The organism is Micromonospora marina (assembly GCF_900091565.1).
Lineage (GTDB): Bacteria > Actinomycetota > Actinomycetes > Mycobacteriales > Micromonosporaceae > Micromonospora > Micromonospora marina.
In genome coordinates this window covers 33,912-51,992 of record NZ_FMCV01000010.1, presented here as the reverse complement: position 1 = coordinate 51,992, position 18,081 = coordinate 33,912, and the positions used below count along the sequence as shown (strand labels likewise).

18 protein-coding genes are annotated in these 18,081 nt (G+C 72.1%); 8 read left to right on the top strand and 10 right to left on the bottom strand.

Annotated elements, in window-relative coordinates; translation table 11 throughout:
- Positions 1–59 precede the first annotated feature (59 nt).
- The 4 genes from otsB to GA0070215_RS13990 form a co-directional block, all read right to left on the bottom strand.
- The gene (gene otsB / locus GA0070215_RS14005) at positions 60–2,657 is read right to left on the bottom strand and encodes a trehalose-phosphatase (protein WP_091046116.1); all 2,598 of its coding nucleotides are present in this window, start codon (positions 2,655–2,657) and stop codon (positions 60–62) included.
- The gene (locus GA0070215_RS14000) at positions 2,654–4,054 is read right to left on the bottom strand and encodes an alpha,alpha-trehalose-phosphate synthase (UDP-forming) (RefSeq protein ID WP_026268254.1); all 1,401 of its coding nucleotides are present in this window, start codon (positions 4,052–4,054) and stop codon (positions 2,654–2,656) included. Before GA0070215_RS14000 ends, otsB begins: the two co-directional genes overlap by 4 nt.
- A gap of 141 nt (positions 4,055–4,195) precedes the next feature.
- Positions 4,196–4,588, bottom strand: a complete 393-nt coding sequence (locus GA0070215_RS13995; protein ID WP_091046112.1) for a hypothetical protein — start codon at positions 4,586–4,588, stop codon at positions 4,196–4,198.
- Complete coding sequence (locus GA0070215_RS13990; protein ID WP_091046109.1) at positions 4,585–4,869, bottom strand: hypothetical protein; 285 nt, start codon at positions 4,867–4,869, stop codon at positions 4,585–4,587. The genes GA0070215_RS13995 and GA0070215_RS13990 overlap by 4 nt, the downstream gene beginning before the upstream one ends.
- Before the next feature lie 212 nt (positions 4,870–5,081).
- Here GA0070215_RS13990 and ettA point away from each other — a divergent pair, with 212 nt between their 5' ends.
- The 4 genes from ettA to GA0070215_RS13970 all read left to right on the top strand — a co-directional run bounded on the left by ettA (position 5,082) and on the right by GA0070215_RS13970 (position 8,590).
- Positions 5,082–6,758, top strand: a complete 1,677-nt coding sequence (gene ettA / locus GA0070215_RS13985) for an energy-dependent translational throttle protein EttA (RefSeq protein ID WP_018786930.1) — start codon at positions 5,082–5,084, stop codon at positions 6,756–6,758.
- A gap of 13 nt (positions 6,759–6,771) precedes the next feature.
- The gene (locus GA0070215_RS13980) at positions 6,772–7,215 is read left to right on the top strand and encodes an acyl-CoA thioesterase (RefSeq protein ID WP_018786929.1); all 444 of its coding nucleotides are present in this window, start codon (positions 6,772–6,774) and stop codon (positions 7,213–7,215) included.
- A complete protein-coding gene (locus GA0070215_RS13975) occupies positions 7,212–7,874 on the top strand; it encodes a DUF8185 domain-containing protein (RefSeq protein ID WP_091046107.1) in 663 nt (220 codons plus the stop codon). The genes GA0070215_RS13980 and GA0070215_RS13975 overlap by 4 nt, the downstream gene beginning before the upstream one ends.
- Before the next feature lie 131 nt (positions 7,875–8,005).
- Positions 8,006–8,590: a type III secretion system chaperone family protein gene (locus GA0070215_RS13970; RefSeq protein WP_026268253.1), complete on the top strand. Its 585-nt coding sequence runs from the start codon at positions 8,006–8,008 to the stop codon at positions 8,588–8,590.
- 7 nt (positions 8,591–8,597) lie between these two features.
- On the opposite strand, the gene GA0070215_RS13965 is transcribed toward GA0070215_RS13970, so the two are convergent.
- From GA0070215_RS13965 to GA0070215_RS13955, 3 genes are all read right to left on the bottom strand, one after another.
- A complete protein-coding gene (locus tag GA0070215_RS13965; RefSeq protein ID WP_091046104.1) occupies positions 8,598–8,984 on the bottom strand; it encodes a globin in 387 nt (128 codons plus the stop codon).
- Between the two features lie 78 nt (positions 8,985–9,062).
- Entirely contained in the window at positions 9,063–10,436 is a 1,374-nt protein-coding gene (locus GA0070215_RS13960) for an MFS transporter (RefSeq protein WP_018786925.1), read from the bottom strand.
- Positions 10,437–10,671: 235 nt separating this feature from the next.
- Complete coding sequence (locus tag GA0070215_RS13955; RefSeq protein ID WP_018786924.1) at positions 10,672–11,727, bottom strand: mechanosensitive ion channel family protein; 1,056 nt, start codon at positions 11,725–11,727, stop codon at positions 10,672–10,674.
- A gap of 229 nt (positions 11,728–11,956) precedes the next feature.
- On the opposite strand from GA0070215_RS13955, the gene GA0070215_RS13950 reads away from it, so the two are divergent.
- Complete coding sequence (locus GA0070215_RS13950; protein ID WP_026268250.1) at positions 11,957–12,496, top strand: HNH endonuclease; 540 nt, start codon at positions 11,957–11,959, stop codon at positions 12,494–12,496.
- 21 nt (positions 12,497–12,517) lie between these two features.
- Here GA0070215_RS13950 and GA0070215_RS13945 read toward each other — a convergent pair whose 3' ends face one another.
- The 3 genes from GA0070215_RS13945 to GA0070215_RS13935 all read right to left on the bottom strand — a co-directional run bounded on the left by GA0070215_RS13945 (position 12,518) and on the right by GA0070215_RS13935 (position 14,430).
- Entirely contained in the window at positions 12,518–13,387 is an 870-nt protein-coding gene (locus GA0070215_RS13945; protein WP_018786922.1) for a class F sortase, read from the bottom strand.
- A 14-nt stretch (positions 13,388–13,401) separates the two neighbouring features.
- A complete protein-coding gene (locus GA0070215_RS13940; protein ID WP_081635963.1) occupies positions 13,402–13,911 on the bottom strand; it encodes a hypothetical protein in 510 nt (169 codons plus the stop codon).
- A 78-nt stretch (positions 13,912–13,989) separates the two neighbouring features.
- Positions 13,990–14,430: an Lrp/AsnC family transcriptional regulator gene (locus GA0070215_RS13935; RefSeq protein WP_018786920.1), complete on the bottom strand. Its 441-nt coding sequence runs from the start codon at positions 14,428–14,430 to the stop codon at positions 13,990–13,992.
- Between the two features lie 142 nt (positions 14,431–14,572).
- Between GA0070215_RS13935 and GA0070215_RS13930 the strand changes: the two genes are divergently transcribed.
- From GA0070215_RS13930 to GA0070215_RS13920, 3 genes are read left to right on the top strand one after another with little or no spacing between them, the layout of a single operon-like run.
- Positions 14,573–15,457 (top strand): tryptophan 2,3-dioxygenase, encoded by an 885-nt coding sequence (locus tag GA0070215_RS13930; RefSeq protein WP_026268249.1) that lies wholly within the window; start codon positions 14,573–14,575, stop codon positions 15,455–15,457.
- A 14-nt stretch (positions 15,458–15,471) separates the two neighbouring features.
- A complete protein-coding gene (gene kynU, locus GA0070215_RS13925) occupies positions 15,472–16,752 on the top strand; it encodes a kynureninase (protein WP_018786918.1) in 1,281 nt (426 codons plus the stop codon).
- Positions 16,749–18,077: an FAD-dependent oxidoreductase gene (locus GA0070215_RS13920; RefSeq protein ID WP_091046100.1), complete on the top strand. Its 1,329-nt coding sequence runs from the start codon at positions 16,749–16,751 to the stop codon at positions 18,075–18,077. Before kynU ends, GA0070215_RS13920 begins: the two co-directional genes overlap by 4 nt.
- The last annotated feature ends 4 nt before the right edge of the window (positions 18,078–18,081 follow it).

Here is an 18,081-nt window from a genome sequence, read left to right as displayed (position 1 = left end):
CGTGGACGGCGGCGGGGGACCGGGAGGTCTCCCGCCGCCGTCCGGGGCGTCGCGTCAGGTCACTGCTTGAGCATGTTCTCCAGCAGCAGGGCGCAGCGGATCAGGCCGAGGTGGCTGTAGGCCTGCGGGTGGTTGCCCAGCCCGCGCTCGGCCAGCGGGTCGTACTGCTCCGGCAGTAGCCCGGTCGGCCCGGCCGTGTCGACCATCTGGGTGAACAGCTCCTCGGCATCGCTGCGGCGGCCGGTGCGCAGGTACGCCTCGATCAGCCACGACGTGCAGATGTGGAAGCCGCCCTCCCGGCCGGGCAGGCCGTCGTCCCAGTGGTACCGGTAGACAACCGGACCGCTGCGCAGCTCCGCCTCGATCTTGAGGACGGTGGAGAGGAAACGCGGGTCGTCCCCGGCGAGCAGCCCGGAGATGCCGATCCACAGCGACGAGGCGTCCATCTCCTCGTAGCCGTAGGCGACGCTGTACGCCTCGGCCTCCGGGTGCCAGCCGTGCTCAAGCACGTTCGAGGCGATCCGGTCGCGCAGGTCGACCCACTCCGGCCGGTCCTCGCCGCCGTGCCGGCGTACGACGTGCAGCGCCCGGTCCACTGTCATCCAGAGCATGACCTTGGAGAAGACGTGGTGCCGCGGGGGAAGGCGGGCCTCCCAGATGCCGTGGTCGGGCTCGTGCCAGCGGCGGCGTACCGCCTCGACCATGTTCTCCAGCACCCGCCACTCGTCGTCGCGGATCGAGCCACGGGCGTCGACCACCGCCGCGATCAGGTCCGCGACCGGGCCGAAGACGTCGAGCTGGAGCTGGTGGTTGGCGAGGTTGCCGACCCGTACCGGCCGGGAGCCGGCGTAGCCGGGCAGCGTGTCGATGACCGCCTCGGCGCCCAGCTCGAAGCCGTCCACCGTGTAGAGCGGATGCAGCCGCTCCGGGTGCCCACCGGTGCGCTCGACCACGCCGTCGATCCAGCGCAGCAGCCCTTCGGCCTCCTCGGTCGAGCCGAGGTCGACAAGCGCGCGGGCGGTCATCGCGGCGTCCCGCAGCCAGCAGTAGCGGTAGTCCCAGTTGCGGACACCGCCCAGTTCCTCCGGCAGTGACGTGGTGGCCGCGGCGAGGATCGAGCCGGTCGGCTCGTGGCAGAGCCCGCGCAGCGTCAGCGCGCTGCGGGCGACCAGGTCCCGGGCGGTGGCGGGCAGCCGCAGCGAGGCCACCCAGTCCTTCCAGGGCTGCTCGGCGGCGGCCTGCCGCTCGTGCAGCGGCAGCCGGTGCGGCTCCAGGCTCTGCGTGCCGAAGCGCAGCTCCAGCACCACCTGGCCGCCGGCCGCCGACAGGTCGACCACCGCCTTCGCGGTCTCGTACCCGGCGTCGTTCGTGACCTCCCACTCGACGCCGGGGGAGTGCAGCGCGACCGGCTCGTTGGAGCCGAGCACCAGCAGCCCGTCGTCGAGCGGCTGGAGCTGCACCGCCACCTGACCGAACTCGGGACGCGGCGCGAACTCGATGCGGGCCCGCCCGGTGCCGCCGAGCACCCGGACCAGTGTCGAGTCGCCGCTGACCACGGCCGGGTCGTCCGGCGTGGTCTCCCGCACCGGCAGATCGAGCCAGTCGGTCACGGTCAGGCCGGACCAGCGGGTCTCGACGGTCATGGTGTTGCTGCGGTAGCGCTGGCCCAGCGGGATGCCGCCGCGCTCCGGCCCGACGGTGAAGTGCCCGGCCGGGCTGCCGCCGACCAGGTCGGCGAAGATCGCCGCCGAGTCCGGCTTCGGGTGGCACAGCCAGGTGATCTTGGCTTCCGGCGTGACGAGCGCGACGGTACGGCCGTTGGCGAGCATCGAGTGCCGCTCGATCGGCACCGCCCGCTCGCCGAACAGCCAGTGCCGCCGCGTCTCCAGCAGCAGCCCCAGCGCGCGGGCCGCCTCGATCGGCTCGGCCACCCGGTAGTCGGCCCGGGTCTCCCCGGGACCGATCTTGATGCCGACGTCCGGACCGGTCAGGTTGCCGAAGGCGTTCTCGTCGGTGACGTCGTCGCCGATGAACAGGACCGCGCTCGCGGCGAGCTGGGTGCGGAGCTGGTCGACGGCGGTGCCCTTGTTGGTGACGACCACCGACAGCTCGATGACCTCCTTACCCTGGGTGACTGTCACGTCCTCCCAGGTCGCGGGGCCGTTGCGGACCGCCTCGACGGCTCGGGCGGCGACGTGCGGGTCGACACCGCGGGTGTGCACGGCGACGCTGGCCGGCTTGCGTTCCAGGCGGATGCCCGGGTGCTCGGCGGCGATCTCGCGCAGTGCCTCGCGGAGCCGGTGCCGGACGGCGATCAGCTCGGGGGTGAGCCGCTCGACGAAGCCGATGTCGAACTCGGAGCCGTGGCTGCCGACGAGGTGCACCTCGCTGGGCAGCCGGGAGAGCGCGGCCAGGTCGCGCAGCGCGCGGCCGGATACGACGGCGACGCTCGTCTGCGGCAGCGCGGCCAGCGCGCGTACGGCCGCCACCGACTCGGGCAGCGGCACGGCCTTGCTGGGGTCCTCCACGATCGGCGCCAGCGTGCCGTCGTAGTCGCAGGCGACAAGGAGTTGCGGAACCCGGGCGATACGGCCGATGGCGGCGCGCAGGTCGGGATCCAGCACGCCGCCGTGGGCGGCGGGGGCGGGCGAGGTCACGCGGCCTCCGTATCGGGCACGCCGAGCTCGCTGAGGAACGACTTGGCCCAGTGGCCCACGTCGTGACTGCGCAGATGGCGCTGCATGACGCGCATCCGGCGGCGGGCTTCGGGCTTTTCGACATGCACGGCCCGTAGCAACGCGTCCTTCACCGCGTCCGGGTCGTGCGGATTACACAGGAACGCCTGGCGCAGCTCTGTCGCGGCGCCGGCGAACTCACTGAGCACGAGCGCGCCGCCCTGGTCGGCGCGCGATGCGACGTACTCCTTGGCCACCAGATTCATTCCGTCTCGCAGCGGGGTCACCATCATCACGTCGGCCGCGACGTACATCGCGGCCAGTTCGGAGCGACTGTACGACTGATGCAGGTAATGCACGGCAGGCACGCCGACCCGGCCGAATTCACCATTGATCCGGCCAACTTCGCGTTCCACCTTCACCCGAAGTGCCTGGTAGTGCTCCACGCGCTCGCGGCTGGGCGTGGCGACCTGCACCATAACCGCGTCCGGAACTGTCAACTTTCCGTCAGCGAGGAGTTCCCGGAAGGCCTTCAGCCGGAGTTCGATGCCCTTGGTGTAGTCGAGCCGGTCGACACCCAGGATGATCGTCTTCGGGTTGCCCAGTTCCTCGCGGATCTGCTTGGCCCGGGCCTGGATCGCCGGATCCTCGGCCAGCCGCTCCATCTCCCTGGTGTCGATGGAGATGGGGAACGCGCCGGCCTTCACCTGCCGGCCGTCGACCTGGATCATCTGGCCCTCGTAGCGCAGGCCGAGCAGGTGCCGGGCCAGCCGGACGAAGTTCTGCGCCGCCAACCGCTGCTGGAAGCCGACCAGGTCCGCGCCGAGCAGTCCACGCAGGATCTCGGTGCGGAACGGCATCTGCATGAACAGCTCGATCGGCGGGAACGGGATGTGCAGGAAGAAGCCGATCCGCAGGTCCGGCCGCAGCTCCCGGAGCATCGCCGGCACGAGCTGGAGCTGGTAGTCCTGCACCCAGACCGTCGCGCCCTCGGCCGCCACGTCCGCCGCGGCCTCCGCGAACCGGGCGTTCACCAACCGGTACGCCTCGCGCCAGCGCCGCTTGTAGGCGGGCGTCTCCACCGCGTCGTGGTAGAGCGGCCAGATCGTCGCGTTCGACTGGCCCTCGTAGTAGCGCTCCAGTTCCTCGGCGCTCAGCGGCACCGGGTGCAGCCGGATGCCCTCCAGGTCGAACGGCTCGGGCGCGGCGCCGGTGCCACCGGCCCACCCCACCCAGGTGCCCTTGTGCTCGGCCAGCACCGGGTGCAGGGCGGTCACCAGCCCGCCGGGGCTGCGCCGCCACTGCCGGCCCTCGGGTGTGCTCACCTCGTCGACGGGCAGGCGGTTGGCCACTACGACAAAGGAGCTACGGACGGTCACGATCGGCCACCTCCGGGTACTGACGGGTCCACCGCGATGAGCGTACTGAGCGTAGCTGCGGCGTCTGATCCCCCGTGCCGGAGTTACCTACCCGTCCCAGAACCGCCGAATCCATCGCGTGATCTTGTCGACACCGGTGGCTCAGAGGTCGATGATCGGCCACTCCTTGGGGAGCACCTCACCGAGCAGTTTCCGCCGGTCCGTCACGATCGGCACGAGCGGGTTGGCGGCGGCCTCCATGGCCAGCTGCGCGAGGTCCATCCGGCCGGTCATCCGGCGCGACCAGTCGCCGAGATACGCGCACATGTCCGGCTCCACCGGGGTGATCTGTACTTGCGGCAGCGCGGCCAGCAATTCGAGAAGCTCCCACTGCGCGGCCGTGGCCTGCTGATGCGCGTGCGCCAGGCAGAGGGCGGGCACCAGCACGTCACGCGCGTAGTCGGTAGCCTCGGCGATCTTCGCGCCGACGTCCTTGGCGCCCGAGGCGTAGGCCAGCAGCGCGGCCGTGTCGAGCGCCAGGCCGAACTGCGTCACCGGCGTGCCTTCGCCCTGGCCGCAAGGACCTCCGACTGGAGCTTGGTGGCCTGCTCGCGCAGCTCGGGCGTGATGCTCGCGGCGAGTTGCTGCATCTCCGCGTGGGCCCGGTCCACGTCCTCGTCGGCGATCGTGACACCGGCGCGAGCGAGCACCACCCGCGTCTGTTCGCCGGCCATCTGGCGGCGCACGGCGCGTGCCACGAAGGCGGACACGTTCGGCTCCCTGGCCAGCCGCTCCGCGACATCGTCCGGAAGGCTCACGGCGATCTTCTTGGTCATACGTCAAGGCTATTGAGTCATACCTGCGCTGGCAACGAGGCTCGCCGCCGTACCCCTGGGGTGGGGTGATGTGGGCGTGGCGGTCCGTACCTGTCAGGATTGACGGCGGCGTGCGCGCGGCCGGCTCCCGGCCGGCGGCGGCAGGCGCAGACAGCGCCCGCGCCCCGCACCCGACAAGCCCGCGATCGCAACCGACGGAGGTAGCCCGCACCGTGGCCCAGTTCATCTACGTCCTGGACAAGGCGCGCAAGGCGCACGGCGACAAGGTCGTGCTCGACAACGTGACGCTGAACTTCCTGCCGGGTGTCAAGATCGGGGTGGTCGGTCCGAACGGCGCCGGTAAGTCCAGCCTCCTCAAGATCATGGCAGGGCTGGACCGGCCGAGCAACGGCGAGGCCCGGCTCATGCCCGGCTACTCGGTCGGCATGCTCGCGCAGGAGCCTCCGCTCAACGAGGAGAAGACGGTCCTCGGCAATGTCGAGGAGGCGGTGGCCGAGACCAAGGCCAAGCTGGAGCGGTTCAACAAGATCGCCGAGCAGATGGCCACCGACTACTCCGACGAGCTGATGGAGGAGATGGGCAAGCTCCAGGAGGACCTGGACGCGGCCGACGCGTGGGACATCGACTCCAAGCTCGAACTCGCCATGGACGCGCTGCGCTGCCCGCCGCCGGACGCCGACGTCACCAAGCTCTCCGGTGGTGAGCGCCGCCGGGTGGCGCTGTGCAAGCTGCTGCTGGAAGCGCCGGACCTGCTGCTGCTCGACGAGCCCACCAACCACCTGGACGCGGAGAGCGTGCAGTGGCTGGAGCAGCACCTGGCCAAGTACGCAGGCACCGTTTTGGCGATCACGCACGACCGGTACTTCCTGGACAACGTGGCCAACTGGATCCTGGAGCTGGACCGCGGCCGGGCCTACCCCTACGAGGGCAACTACTCCACCTACCTGGAGAAGAAGGCCGCCCGGCTCTCCGTCGAGGGACGCCGCGACGCCAAGATGCGCAAGCGCCTCTCCGACGAACTGGAGTGGGTCCGCTCGAACGCCAAGGCGCGGCAGACCAAGTCCAAGGCCCGCCTGGACCGCTACGACGAGATGGCCGCCGAGGCGGAGAAGACCCGGAAGCTGGACTTCGAGGAGATCCAGATCCCGCCGGGCCCGCGTCTGGGCAACACGGTCATCGAGGCGCAGAACCTGACCAAGGCGTTCGGCGACCGGGTGCTGATCGACGGCCTGTCGTTCTCGCTGCCCCGCAACGGCATCGTCGGCATCATCGGCCCCAACGGCGTCGGCAAGACCACGCTGTTCAAGACCATCGTCGGGCTGGAGCAGTCGACCAGCGGCTCGGTCCGGGTCGGCGAGACCGTCTCGCTGTCGTACGTCGACCAGAACCGGCAGGGCCTCGACGGCGACAAGACCGTCTGGGAGGTCGTCTCCGACGGTCTGGACCACCTCATGGTGGGCAAGGTCGAGATGCCGTCCCGGGCGTACATCGCCGCGTTCGGCTTCAAGGGGCCGGACCAGCAGAAACCGACGAAGGTGCTCTCCGGCGGCGAGCGCAACCGGCTCAACCTGGCGTTGACGCTGAAGATCGGCGGCAACGTGATCCTGCTCGACGAGCCGACGAACGACCTGGACGTGGAGACGCTGTCCAGCCTGGAGAACGCGCTGCTGGAGTTCCCCGGCTGCGCCGTGGTCATCTCCCACGACCGGATGTTCCTGGACCGGGTCGCCACACACATCCTGGCCTGGGAGGGCGACGACCAGAACCCGGCCAAGTGGTTCTGGTTCGAGGGCAACTTCGAGGCGTACGAGAAGAACAAGGTCGACCGGCTCGGCGCGGAGGCCGCCCGGCCGCACCGGGTGACCTACCGCAAGCTCACCCGCGACTGACCGGTGCCGACCCTTGTCTGAGCGGTTCGTCTACCACTGCGCGCTGCGCTGGTCCGACCTGGACGCGTACGGCCACGTCAACAACGCCCGCTTCCTCACGCTCTACGAGGAGGCCCGGGTGGCGATGATGTTCGCCGGCGGCCGGGCGTGGGGAGTGGGCTCGTTCGCCGACGGTGTGGTCATCCGCCGGCACGAGGTCGACTACCTGCGCCCGGTCGACTACGCGCTCGGCCGGGCCAGCGCGGAGGCCGCCCCGACGGTGCGTATCGAGCTGTGGGTGGACCAGATCAAGGCCGCCTACTTCTCGGTCTCGTACGAGCTGTACGACGGCGACACGCTGGCCGGGACCGCCCGGTCGCTGCTGGTGCCGTTCGACCTGACGGCGCAACGCCCGCGCCGGATCTCGCCGGAGGAACGGGCGTTCCTGCTCGGCTACGCGCCGGGGCTGAGCGCATGACCGGGCACGGGTTGACCGGGACGGCCGACGCCGGGGCCTTCCTGGCCCGGCTGGTCCGGTTCGACCCGGCCACTCTGGTCCGGCTGCGGCCGGTGCCGGGCGCGGGCCGGACCGCCCTCTGGGCGCGGCTGCCGTGGGGTGTGCTCGTGGTCCGCACCGTGCCGGGCGTCGCTCCCGGGGACGCCACGGTCGCCGCGGGGGAGCTGCTGGCCGAACTCTCGGCCGGCGGCGCCGCGCTTCCGGTACGCCGGGACGACGGCTGGCGGTGGCAGCTCCCGCCGGCGGCGAGCCGGGCGGTGGAGGCGCTGCCCGGCGCCGAGCTGCGCCGGATCGCGGAGGCGGCGGCCGGGACGTTGCGCGAGGCGGCCGCGCGCGGCGTGGCGGGCCGCGCGGTCGGGCAGCGGATGCTGCGGGACGCACTGCTGGACCACGTCGCCGTGGTGGTGACCCCGGACGAGGCGCCGCGCGCCCCGGTGGAGGTGTCGCAGCGGCTGGTGCAGGCCCTGGTCCGGATGGGTTTTCTCAGCTCCGGCGCGGACGACGTTCAGGTGCGGACGGCCGGCCGATGGGTCGGGCTCGTCGGACCGTTCGGGGCGGCCTGGTCGCGTACCGTTTCCGATCTTGCACTCAGGCCGACGCCGGATCACCCGAACGGATGACCCCACTTCGTCCTTCCGGTTTGGGGCGGTCGTTGGGGGGGTGCCTCACGCCGCCTGTCCGGGTACCGTCCATCCTCGGATCCAACGCACCGTAGGCGTCCGGATCCGCTGGGGAGTGAGGTGCGCGAGCGATGCCGTGGTGGTCATGGCGCCCTGGTCCCGCCGCTGGCGGGGAGCCGGAGACTCGAAGCGGGACCACAGTGGATGACACCATCCGGGTCGGCCCACCGACCCCTCGCCAGCCGGGGGACGACGCGGCGCCACCCGAGCGGCCGGTCCTCACGGACATGCCGGCCACCGTCGCGCCGGTCACGCTGAGCCGGGTCTGCGACGCGCTCGACCTGCTCGACGTCCGTTATCTGGCCGACGGCGGCGGCAACCTGCTGGCCATGTGGGAGCGGCACGCCGTGCTCATCGCGCTGGAGGGCCCGGAGGACGAGATCCTCGTGATGCGGGCCCGTCCGCACGCGACGGTCCCGCCGGACTGGGCCGACCGGGCCTATCGCGTGGTGAACGAGTGGAACCACACCCGGCGCTTCTGCAAGGCGTACATCGGTGACCCGACCGAGCGCGGTCAGCTTCCGATCTACGCCGAGTTGCAGGTGCCGCTCGGCGCCGGCGCCCACGACGCGCTGCTCGTCGAGACGCTCGACTGCGGCGCCGCCGTCGCCGTGACGTTCGTCGACTGGCTGCACGACGAGGGCGCCCTGCTCTGAGCCGGGCTCAGCCGGCGGCCGGGTCCTCCATCACGTTCACCATGAAGTAGGCGGCCCGCTCCAGGTAGTCCCAGAGCGCGGCGGCGAGCTGCGGCGGCAGGTCGAGCGTGTCCACCGCCCGGCGCATGTGGCGCAGCCAGGCGTCCCGCTCGGCCGCGCCGATCCGGAACGGGGCGTGCCGCATCCGCAGCCGCGGGTGCCCGCGCTGCTCCGAGTAGGTGTGCGGGCCGCCCCAGTACTGGATGAGGAACAGGGTCAGCCGGTCCGCCGCCGGGCCCAGGTCCTCCTCCGGGTACATCGGCCGCAGCAGCGGGTCGTCCGCGACGCCGGCGTAGAACTCGTCCACCAGCTTGCGGAAGGCCGGTTCACCACCGATCGCCTCGAAGAGGGTCATCGACTCGCCTGGGGAAGTCACGCTTCCATCCTGCCAGGTGCGGCCCGGCGCCCGCGCCCTCCCGCCGGGCCGCGCGGATCACGTCACCGCGTGCCGGCGCCGGCCGTGCTCGCGGTTCCGGTCACCGGGCGAGGGGCCGTGCGAGGGCGCGTGCGGGGTGCCGGCGCCGGTCGCCGACTCGGCGCGGGCGGCCTCGACGGCCTCGTGGATCACCTGCGGCCGGGGCCACGCGAGAGCCGCCACGGTCATGATCAGCACTCCGGCGGCGCTCCACACCCCGACCACCGACGGGACCGAGAAGCGCTCGGCGAGGGCGCCCGTGGCCAGCACCGCGGCACCCTGGATGATCTGCGTGCCGCTGGCCATGACGCCGAACGCCCGGGCCCGGAATCCGTCCGGCAGCGCCTGCACGAACAGGCCGTTGGCGACCGGGACGAGCCCGGCGACGGCGAAGCCGCACCCGGCGGCCAGCAGCGCGACCACCGCCGGTGGCGGGTTGAGCAGCGCGGGTACGAGTGTCGCCGGCGCGATGATCATCAACGGTCGCATCAGGGTCAGTCGCCGCTCCGGGCCGACGAGCCGGCTGATGGTCAGCCCGCCGAGGATGTATCCGACCGGGACGGCGGCCATGATCAGCCCTTGGGCGGTGCCGGCGTCCATCCGGCCGTCGGTCCGGTCGGCGGCCCAGCCGGCGGCCAGGCCCTCCGGGACGATCGAGAAGAGCATCGCGCTGAACACCAGCACCGCGATGGCGCGCAGCACCGGCCGCTCGAAGACGATCCGGAAACCCTGGACGGTCTCCCGCAGCAGGTGACTGCGGTGCACCTCGGTCATCGCCGGTGGCCGCTCGCGGACGCCGAAGTGGACCAGCGCGGCCGACACGGCGAAGGTCACGGCGTTGACGAGCAGCGCGGTGTTCGGGTTGAGCGCCGCCACCGTGGCGCCGATCAGGTAGCCGACGACCTGGGCGGCCTGGCCGGCGCTGGTGAATGCGGACAGGCCCACGACCAGCCGGTCCCCGGTCAGGATGTGCGGCATCAGCGCCGACCGCGCCGCCTGGCTCGGCGGGTTCGCGAGCGTGGCCAGGAAGATCAGCGCGAAGACCGACCAGGTCGGCATCCACGGCATCGCGACCAGCGCCATCAGCGCCATCCGCAGGAGGTCGCAGACCACCATGACGCGCCGGTAGCGGTGCCGCTCGGCGAGCGCGGAGAGCAGCGGGCCGCCGACCAGCCAGGGAAGGTAGCTGGCGGCGAACGCGGCGGCGGAGAGCGCGACCGAGTCGGTCTCGCGCAGGACGAGCACGGTGACCGCGGCGCGGGCCAGGTAGTCACCAACCCAGGAGAGGGTGTTGGCGGCGAAGATGGCGCGGAACTCCGACTGACCGAAGACGTCCCGGAAGGTGGCCGGGCCCTCCCGGGCGGGTCGCGCGTCGGACACCGTCGCCTCCATCGTTCCTGGTCGACCACTTGTGATGGCCCGACCGGGAACCGTCGTCAGATCAACCGATCAGCGAGGACACGAGCACGCCCCCCGGTGGAGCGTGTGCACCGGATTCTGCCCGATCGTCTGACAGCTGGCTAGGGCGAACGGATTGATCGTCGCATCTCCGACTGAACGAACGGACGATACCCGAGGGGCCGCGCGGCGCGCGACCCCCGGAAAATAGTCCGGCTCGTCCGGCGGCTCAGGTGGGTCCGCCGGTGCCCGTACCCTCGGCCGCGGGCGGTGCCGGCGGCTGGACCGGCAGGCCCGGGAACAGCCGGGCGGCCGCGATCTGCGCGACGATCCCCGAGTTCTCCAGCGCTTCCGCGAGGCGCCGGCGCAGTTCGCGGCCCACCGCGAACTGCCCGTCCGCGGTGGTCTTGACGACGGTACGGATCACCGCGCCGTCGACTGTCATCTGCTCGACGCCGAGGACCTCCGGCTCCTCCACGATGCTCGACGCCAGCTCCGGGTCCAGTGCCACCGACGCCGCCGCGGTACGCAGCACGGCGGTGGCGTCCTCGGTGCCGGCGAACCCGATCGGCAGGTCGACCACGACCAGCGCCCAGCCCTGGCTCTTGTTCCCGACGCGGACGATCTCGCCGTTGCGGATGTACCAGAGCACGCCGCGGCCGTCCCGGACCGTGGTGACCCGCAGCCCCACCGCCTCGACCACGCCGGTCGCCTCGCCCAGGTCGACCGTGTCGCCGACGCCGTACTGGTCCTCGATCAGCATGAACAGGCCGGCGATCAGGTCCTTGACGAGGCTCTGCGCGCCGAAGCCGAGGGCCACGCCGGCGATGCCCGCGCTCGCCAGCAGTGGGGCCAGGTCGAAGCTGAACTCCTTGAGCACCATCAGCAGCGCGATCCCGAAGACGAACGCGGTGACCATGCTGCGCAGCACCGACCCGATCGCCTCGGCCCGCTGCCGCCGCCGCTCCGGCACGAACTGCTCCGGGTCGAGCGAGGCGCTGGGGAGCCGCTCGCGCAGCGGGCGGAGCATGGTCGGCACCGTGCCCTCGGTGGTGGTCCGCACCAGCCGGTTGATGGTCCGGTGCAGCGCCCACCGGGCGGCCACCGCGAGCAGCAGGATCAGCGCCACCCGCAGCGGCTTGAGCAGGATCCAGTAGCTGCTCTCCGCGAACCAGGCGGAGTTCGTCACTCGGTACACCCATTCGCATGAGCTGCTGCCCTGGCAGTCGGGCCGCCGGTCGGAGACGGCGGCCAGCACGGCGGAGATCAGGTCGGAGACGTTCACTCTGCTTTCGTACCGCACCGGTGACGGGCGGCGGACACCGCCACCTCGGCGAAGTGTCGCTAGCGGCGGGGGTAGCCCGGATTAGTACGTGCAATCCGGGGCGCGATCAGGGACTATTGGCGCAACGGACGTCGGTGATCCGGCCGGCGCCGGAGCCGTTGCGCGCTGTCCGCGCCGGCGGTTCCGGCGCGCACGAGGCGGGAGCGGCTGGACCGGGAGGGTGAGCGCGATGCCTGACATACGACCCACGGCGGGCTCCGGTGCACTCGTTCTCAACGCCACCTACGAGCCCCTGTGCGTCGTGTCGGTGCGTCGTGCCGCGATTCTCGTCCTCTCCGCCAAGGCGGTCTGCGTCGCCGACGGCGAAGGCATCCTGCACAGCGCGCGCAACGCGTTACCGGTGCCCTCGGTGGTACGCCTGACCCGCTACGTCCGGGTGCCGTACCGCACCCACATCGGGTTGTCCCGGCGGGCCGTGTTCGCCCGCGACGGGTGGCGGTGCGCGTACTGCCGGGGGCCTGCCGAGACCATCGACCACGTCTTCCCACGCAGCCGGGGCGGCCGGCACGCCTGGGAGAACGTGGTCGCCGCGTGCGCGCGGTGCAACCACACCAAAGGCGACAAGACGCCCGCCGAGTTGGGCTGGCGGCTGCACCACCTGCCGGCCGCGCCCAAAGGAGCCGCCTGGCGGGTGCTCGGGCACCGCGCCCCCGACCCGCGCTGGGCGGACTGGCTCGACCTGCGCGAACCCGAGACCGAGGCGGCCTGACCGGCCCGCGCACCGGCCCGCTCAGCGCGCCTTGACCAGCGAGGCGTAGACGACCAGGTTGTCCGCGTAGCCGGTCTCGCCGCCCACCCAGCGTCCGCCGCAGGTGATCAGCCGCAGGTTGGGGCGGCTGAAGTCGCCGTAGACGTCCTCCACCGGCAGCTTCTCCTTGCCGTACCGCTCGATCGACGTCACCTCGAACACCGCCACCGAGCGGTCCTCCCGGGTCACCTCGATCCGGTCGCCGTCGTCCAACTCCTTCAACCCGTGGAAGACGGCCGGACCGCTTGTGGTGTCGACGTGCCCGACGAGCACCGCGGGCCCGTACTGGCCGGGGGTCGGGCCCTGGTCGTACCAGCCGACCTCGCCGGCCCGCTCCACGTCCGGCGCCGCGATGCTGCCGTCGGGTGCGATGCCGACCCGGTGCACCGGCGCGCGCAGGTCGAGCTTGCCGATGCTCAGGCCGGTCGGTGGACTGGCCGGCAGCACCGGGAACTTCTTCGGCGGCGGGCGCAGTCCGGCGACGATCCGGTCCGGCAGCACGCTGACCCCGGTCACCCGTTCCACCCCGAGCATGGCCACGATCAGCGCCATCACGCTCGCCACCACGAGCACCGGGACACCGGGGCTGCGGCTCGGGGCGTACCGGCGGGTGGTGGTCCCGGCGGCGCGGACCCTGATCGGCCGGGACTGCGGATCGGTGGTGGCGACGCTGGCCGAGAACGCGTGCCCGGCGACGTGGGCGAACCGGCGCGCGGCCACGGCGGTCAGCCGCAGCGCGGCCCGGAGCCGTGCGGCGCGCTCCGGCGACCGGCGGCCGGGGCGTGCGGCGGCGCGGCGGGTGCGGTCCGCCGCCGGGCCGGTACGGTCCCGGCGGCGCGATGAGCGGGCCATTGCGGCACCCCTCGTCAGGCACGGCCGCCGGTCTTGCGGCGGGCGCTCACACCGGCCACCACTGCCACCGCGACCAGACCGCCGACGAGCAGCAGCGAACCGGTACCCCGGCTACCCGCGGTGCCACCACCGCCGGTCGCCGGCCCCTTGCTCGGCTGCGCCATGTTGAGCACGGTGAGCATGGTCGAGGCGGTGTTGCCGTTGGAGCAGTCCAGGTTCACCGGGTAGTCGCCCGGCTCCTTGTTGCCGGGCACGGTGACCGATCCGGTGAGGAAGCCGTTGTCCGGCCGCAGCACCACCCGCCCGAAGGCGTCCGAGGTGACCTGCGCCTGGCGGTTGTTGCTGGTGTCGCAACCGGCCCGCAGGTCGACCCGGGAACCGGCCTGGACGCTGTTCGGCGTCACCTCGATGAACACGTTCTCCCCGGCCCGGGCCGCCGACGCGGTGGTCAGGACGAACGCCGCCACCAGGCCGACCAGGCCCAACAGGGACGACAACGCACGATGTGACAGGAGCCCTCGCATGGTTCCCCCCTCCCGGCGCGACGGTGCGCCGGACCACTGACGGGCAGCGGCGCCTGCTTTCCCGGGGGGCGGGGGAAGCTAACGGGGCGCCTTGACCACGGGGTGCCAGGCCAGCGGGGTGGAGAGCACCATCGTGCTGGACGGCTGCCCGTACGGCGCGAGGCGGTCGATGACCTCCTCGAACTCGCCCATGTCGGCGGCGGCGACCTTGAGCATGCTGCACGCGTCCCCGGTGATCCGGTGGATCTCCATGATCTCCGGCCAGCCCGTGACCTCGGGGTCGTTGAGGATGCAGCGCGCGCCGTAGCAGGACATCCGGATCAGCGCGAGCACCGTGCGTCCGGCCCGGGTGAGGTCGACGTGGGCGTGGTAGCCGGTGATCACGCCTGATTCCTCCAGCCGCCGTACCCGCTCGGCGACGGCGGGCGGCGACAGGTGGACCCGGCGGGACAGCTCGCTGTACGACAGCCGGGCGTCGGCCTGGAGTTCGCGCAGCAGGGCCCAGTCCATGTCGTCCACGGGCTGACCTTCCTTCCGTAAAGGCGGCGACGCGAGATGGTTTCGGTTCGCGAAGTGAGACCACCATACCGCCGTTGAACAGGCATTCCATTCGGCCGCCCACCAGCGGGATCATGACGTCTACCCCGCGCACGGACGGAGAATGACTGTGGAACAGACGACGGCGGTGCGCCCGGTAACCCCCCAGGAGCGGGCGGCTCGGGCGGCACGCAACGGCGGCGAGCCGACGCTGGAGTTCGCCGACCGCGTGCCGTACGACGCGTACGTACGGGCCAGCACGCTGCACCGGCTTCAGGAGCCGCTCAGCGACGACCCGGGCGAGATGTCCTTCCTGATGGTCAGCCAGATCATGGAGCTGTACTTCGGCCTGACCTGTCACGAGCTGCGGCACGCCAAGCGCGAACTGCGCGAGGACCGGATCTGGGAGGCGCTGGCCCCGCTGCGCCGCGCCGCCCTGCACCTGGAGGGCCTCAACGCCGCCTGGCACGGCCTGCGCTGGATGAGCCCGGCCGACTTCAACCGCTTCCGCGACCGGCTCGGCGAGGGCTCCGGCTTCCAGTCCGCCATGTACCGCCAGCTGGAGTTCCTGCTCGGCCTGCGGGACCGGGCGCTGATCCGCCCGTTCCGCAGGCAGACCGAGGTGTACGACGAGCTGACCGCCGCGCTCGCCATTCCGAGCCTCTGGGACGAGGTGGTGGCGCTGCTGGCCCGCAAGGGCTTCGACGTGCCGGCCGAGCTGCTGTCGCGGGACGTGAACGCCGAGCACGAGGCGCACCCGGCGGTCGAGGCGGCGTGGGTCCGGATCTACGGTGACAACGGCCCGGACAACCACCTGCGCCTGCTCGGCGACGCGCTCACCGAGATCGCCGAGGAGTTCGGCGACTGGCGCTGGAACCACGTCAAGGCCGTCCAGCGCACCATGGGCGCCAAGGTCGGCAGCGGTGGTTCCGCCGGACTGGCATGGTTGCAGCGCAGCATGGCCCGGGTGGTCTTCCCGGAGCTGTGGTCGGCCCGCACCGCGATGTGACGAGAGAGAACAGCATGCACACCCCCGAGACCGAAGCCCTCCGCCGCGACGCCGCGGACCCCGGCCACCGGCACCTGTTCCACATCCCACCCGCCGACGGCGGGCGCCACCCCGACACGGCGTACCTGGCCGGCAACTCGCTCGGCCTCCAGCCCCGGGCGACCCGGGACGAACTTCTCGCCGACCTGGACGCCTGGAGCCGCCTCGGCGTCGAGGGGCACCTGGAGTCGGAGCGGCCCTGGCTGCCCTACCACGAGCTGCTGACCGCTCCGGCCGCCCGTCTGGTCGGCGCGCTGCCCGCGGAGACAGTGGTGATGAACTCCCTCACCGTCAACCTGCACCTGCTGATGGTCAGCTTCTACCGGCCGGCCGGCGAGCGCACCCGCATCGTCATCGAGGACAGCGCGTTCCCCTCGGACAGCTACGCCGTGCGCAGCCAGGCCCGCTTCCACGGCCTGGACCCGGACACCACTGTGGTACGCCTCAGGCCGCGTCCCGGCTCCGACACGCTCGGCACCGAGGACGTCCTGGACTTCCTGGCCCGCGAGGGCCACACGGTGGCGCTGCTGATGCTCGGCGGCGTGAACTACCTGACCGGCGAGCTGATGGACATCCCCACCGTCACCGCCGCCGGCCGGGCCGCGGGCGCGGTGGTCGGCTGGGACCTCGCGCACGCCGCGGGCAACGTGCCGCTGGCGCTGCACGACTGGGACGTCGACTTCGCCGCCTGGTGCTCGTACAAGTACCTCAACTCCGGCCCCGGCGCGCTGGGCGGCGTCTTCGTCCACGAGCGGCACCTCGGCGACCCGTCGATCCCGCGTTTCGAGGGCTGGTGGAGCACCGAGGCGGCCACCCGGTTCGAGATGACGCCGGTGTCCCGGCCGCCGGCCACAGTGGAGGCATGGCAGATCTCCAACCCGCCGATCTTCGCGATGGGCCCGGTGCGCACGTCGCTGGAGCTGTTCGACGCCGTCGGCATGCCGGCGTTGCGCGAGCGCAGCCTGCGGCTCACCGCCTGGCTGGAGCAACTGCTCGACGAGGTGACGCCCGGCCGCCCGCTGACAGTGGTCACCCCGCGCGACCCGGCCCGGCGCGGCTGTCAGCTCTCCCTGCGGATCGGGGTGGGCAGCGCGAACGAGCTGACCAAGCGGCTGCGGCACGAGCACGGCGTGATCGCCGACGCCCGGGAGCCGGACATCGTCCGGTTCGCGCCGGTGCCGCTGTACTCCACGTACCACGACTGCTGGCGGGTCGCCGAGGCCTTGGCGGCGACTGTCGAGAAGGAGGGGTCTTGACCGAGCGCGACGAGATCGCTGTCGTCGGCGCCGGGCTGGCCGGCTGCCTGCTGGCCTGCTACCTGGCCCGGCGCGGCTACCCGGTGGCCCTCTACGAGCGGCGGCCCGACCCGCGTACCGGCACCGTCGAGCGGGGCCGGTCGATAAACCTGGCGCTGTCCGAGCGTGGCCTGGACGCGCTGCGGCGCATCGGCCTGGAGGACGAGGTGACGGCGGACGCGCTGCCGATGCGCGGTCGCATGATCCACCCGGTCGAGGGCGCGCCGGAGTTCCAGTCGTACAGCGGCTCCGGGGACCGGGCGATCAACTCGATCAGCCGGGGCGCGCTGAACAACGCGCTGCTCGACGCCGCCGCCGCGCTGCCGAACGTGCGCGTCGCGTTCGACCACCGGCTGGTCGGGCTCGACCCGCTCGGCGGCGGGATGACGTTCGAGACCCCGCAGGGCAAGGTCACCGCCACCGCCTCGGTCGTCCTCGGCGCCGACGGCGCCGGCTCCGCGGTGCGCGGGCAACTGCTCGCGTACGGGGGCGTGACCGAGAGCCTGGACTTCCTCGACTACGGCTACAAGGAGCTGACCATCCCGCCGCTGGGCGGGGAGTTCGCGCTCGACCCGGGCGCGCTGCACATCTGGCCGCGCGGCACCTCGATGATGATCGCGCTGCCGAACCCGGACCGCTCCTTCACCTGCACGCTGTTCTGGCCCACCCACGGCACCCGCAGCTTCGCGTCGCTGAGCAGCCCGGCCGCGATCGAGCGGTTCTTCGCCACCCACTACCCGGACCTGGTTCCGCTCGCGCCGAACCTGGTCGACGACTACCAGCACAACCCGGTCGGCGTGCTCGGCACGGTGCGCTGCACGCCGTGGCAGGTGGCCGGGAAGGTCGGCCTGATCGGCGACGCCGCGCACGCCATCGTGCCGTTCTACGGCCAGGGCGCGAACTGCGCGTTCGAGGACGTCGTCGAGCTGGACCGCTGCCTCGACGAGTGCGACGACGAGTGGGCCGCCGCGCTGCCGCTGTTCCAGCACCGCCGCCAGGACAACGCCGAGGCGATCGCCCGGATGGCGCTGGCGAACTTCGTGGAGATGCGGGACAAGGTCGCCTCGCCGGTGTTCCGCACCCGCAAGCAGGTCGAGCACGCGTTGGAACGCGCGCTGCCCGGCCGCTACGTCTCCCAGTACGAGCTGGTCTCCTTCTCCACCACCCCGTACGCGCAGGTGCGCCGCCGGGTGCGCGCTCAGTACGCGGTGGTCGGCGCGGTCGCGGCCGGCGCGGTAGCGCTGCTGGCCGGTGGGGTCCGCGCGGCGCTGGGGAGGCGGCGATGACGCT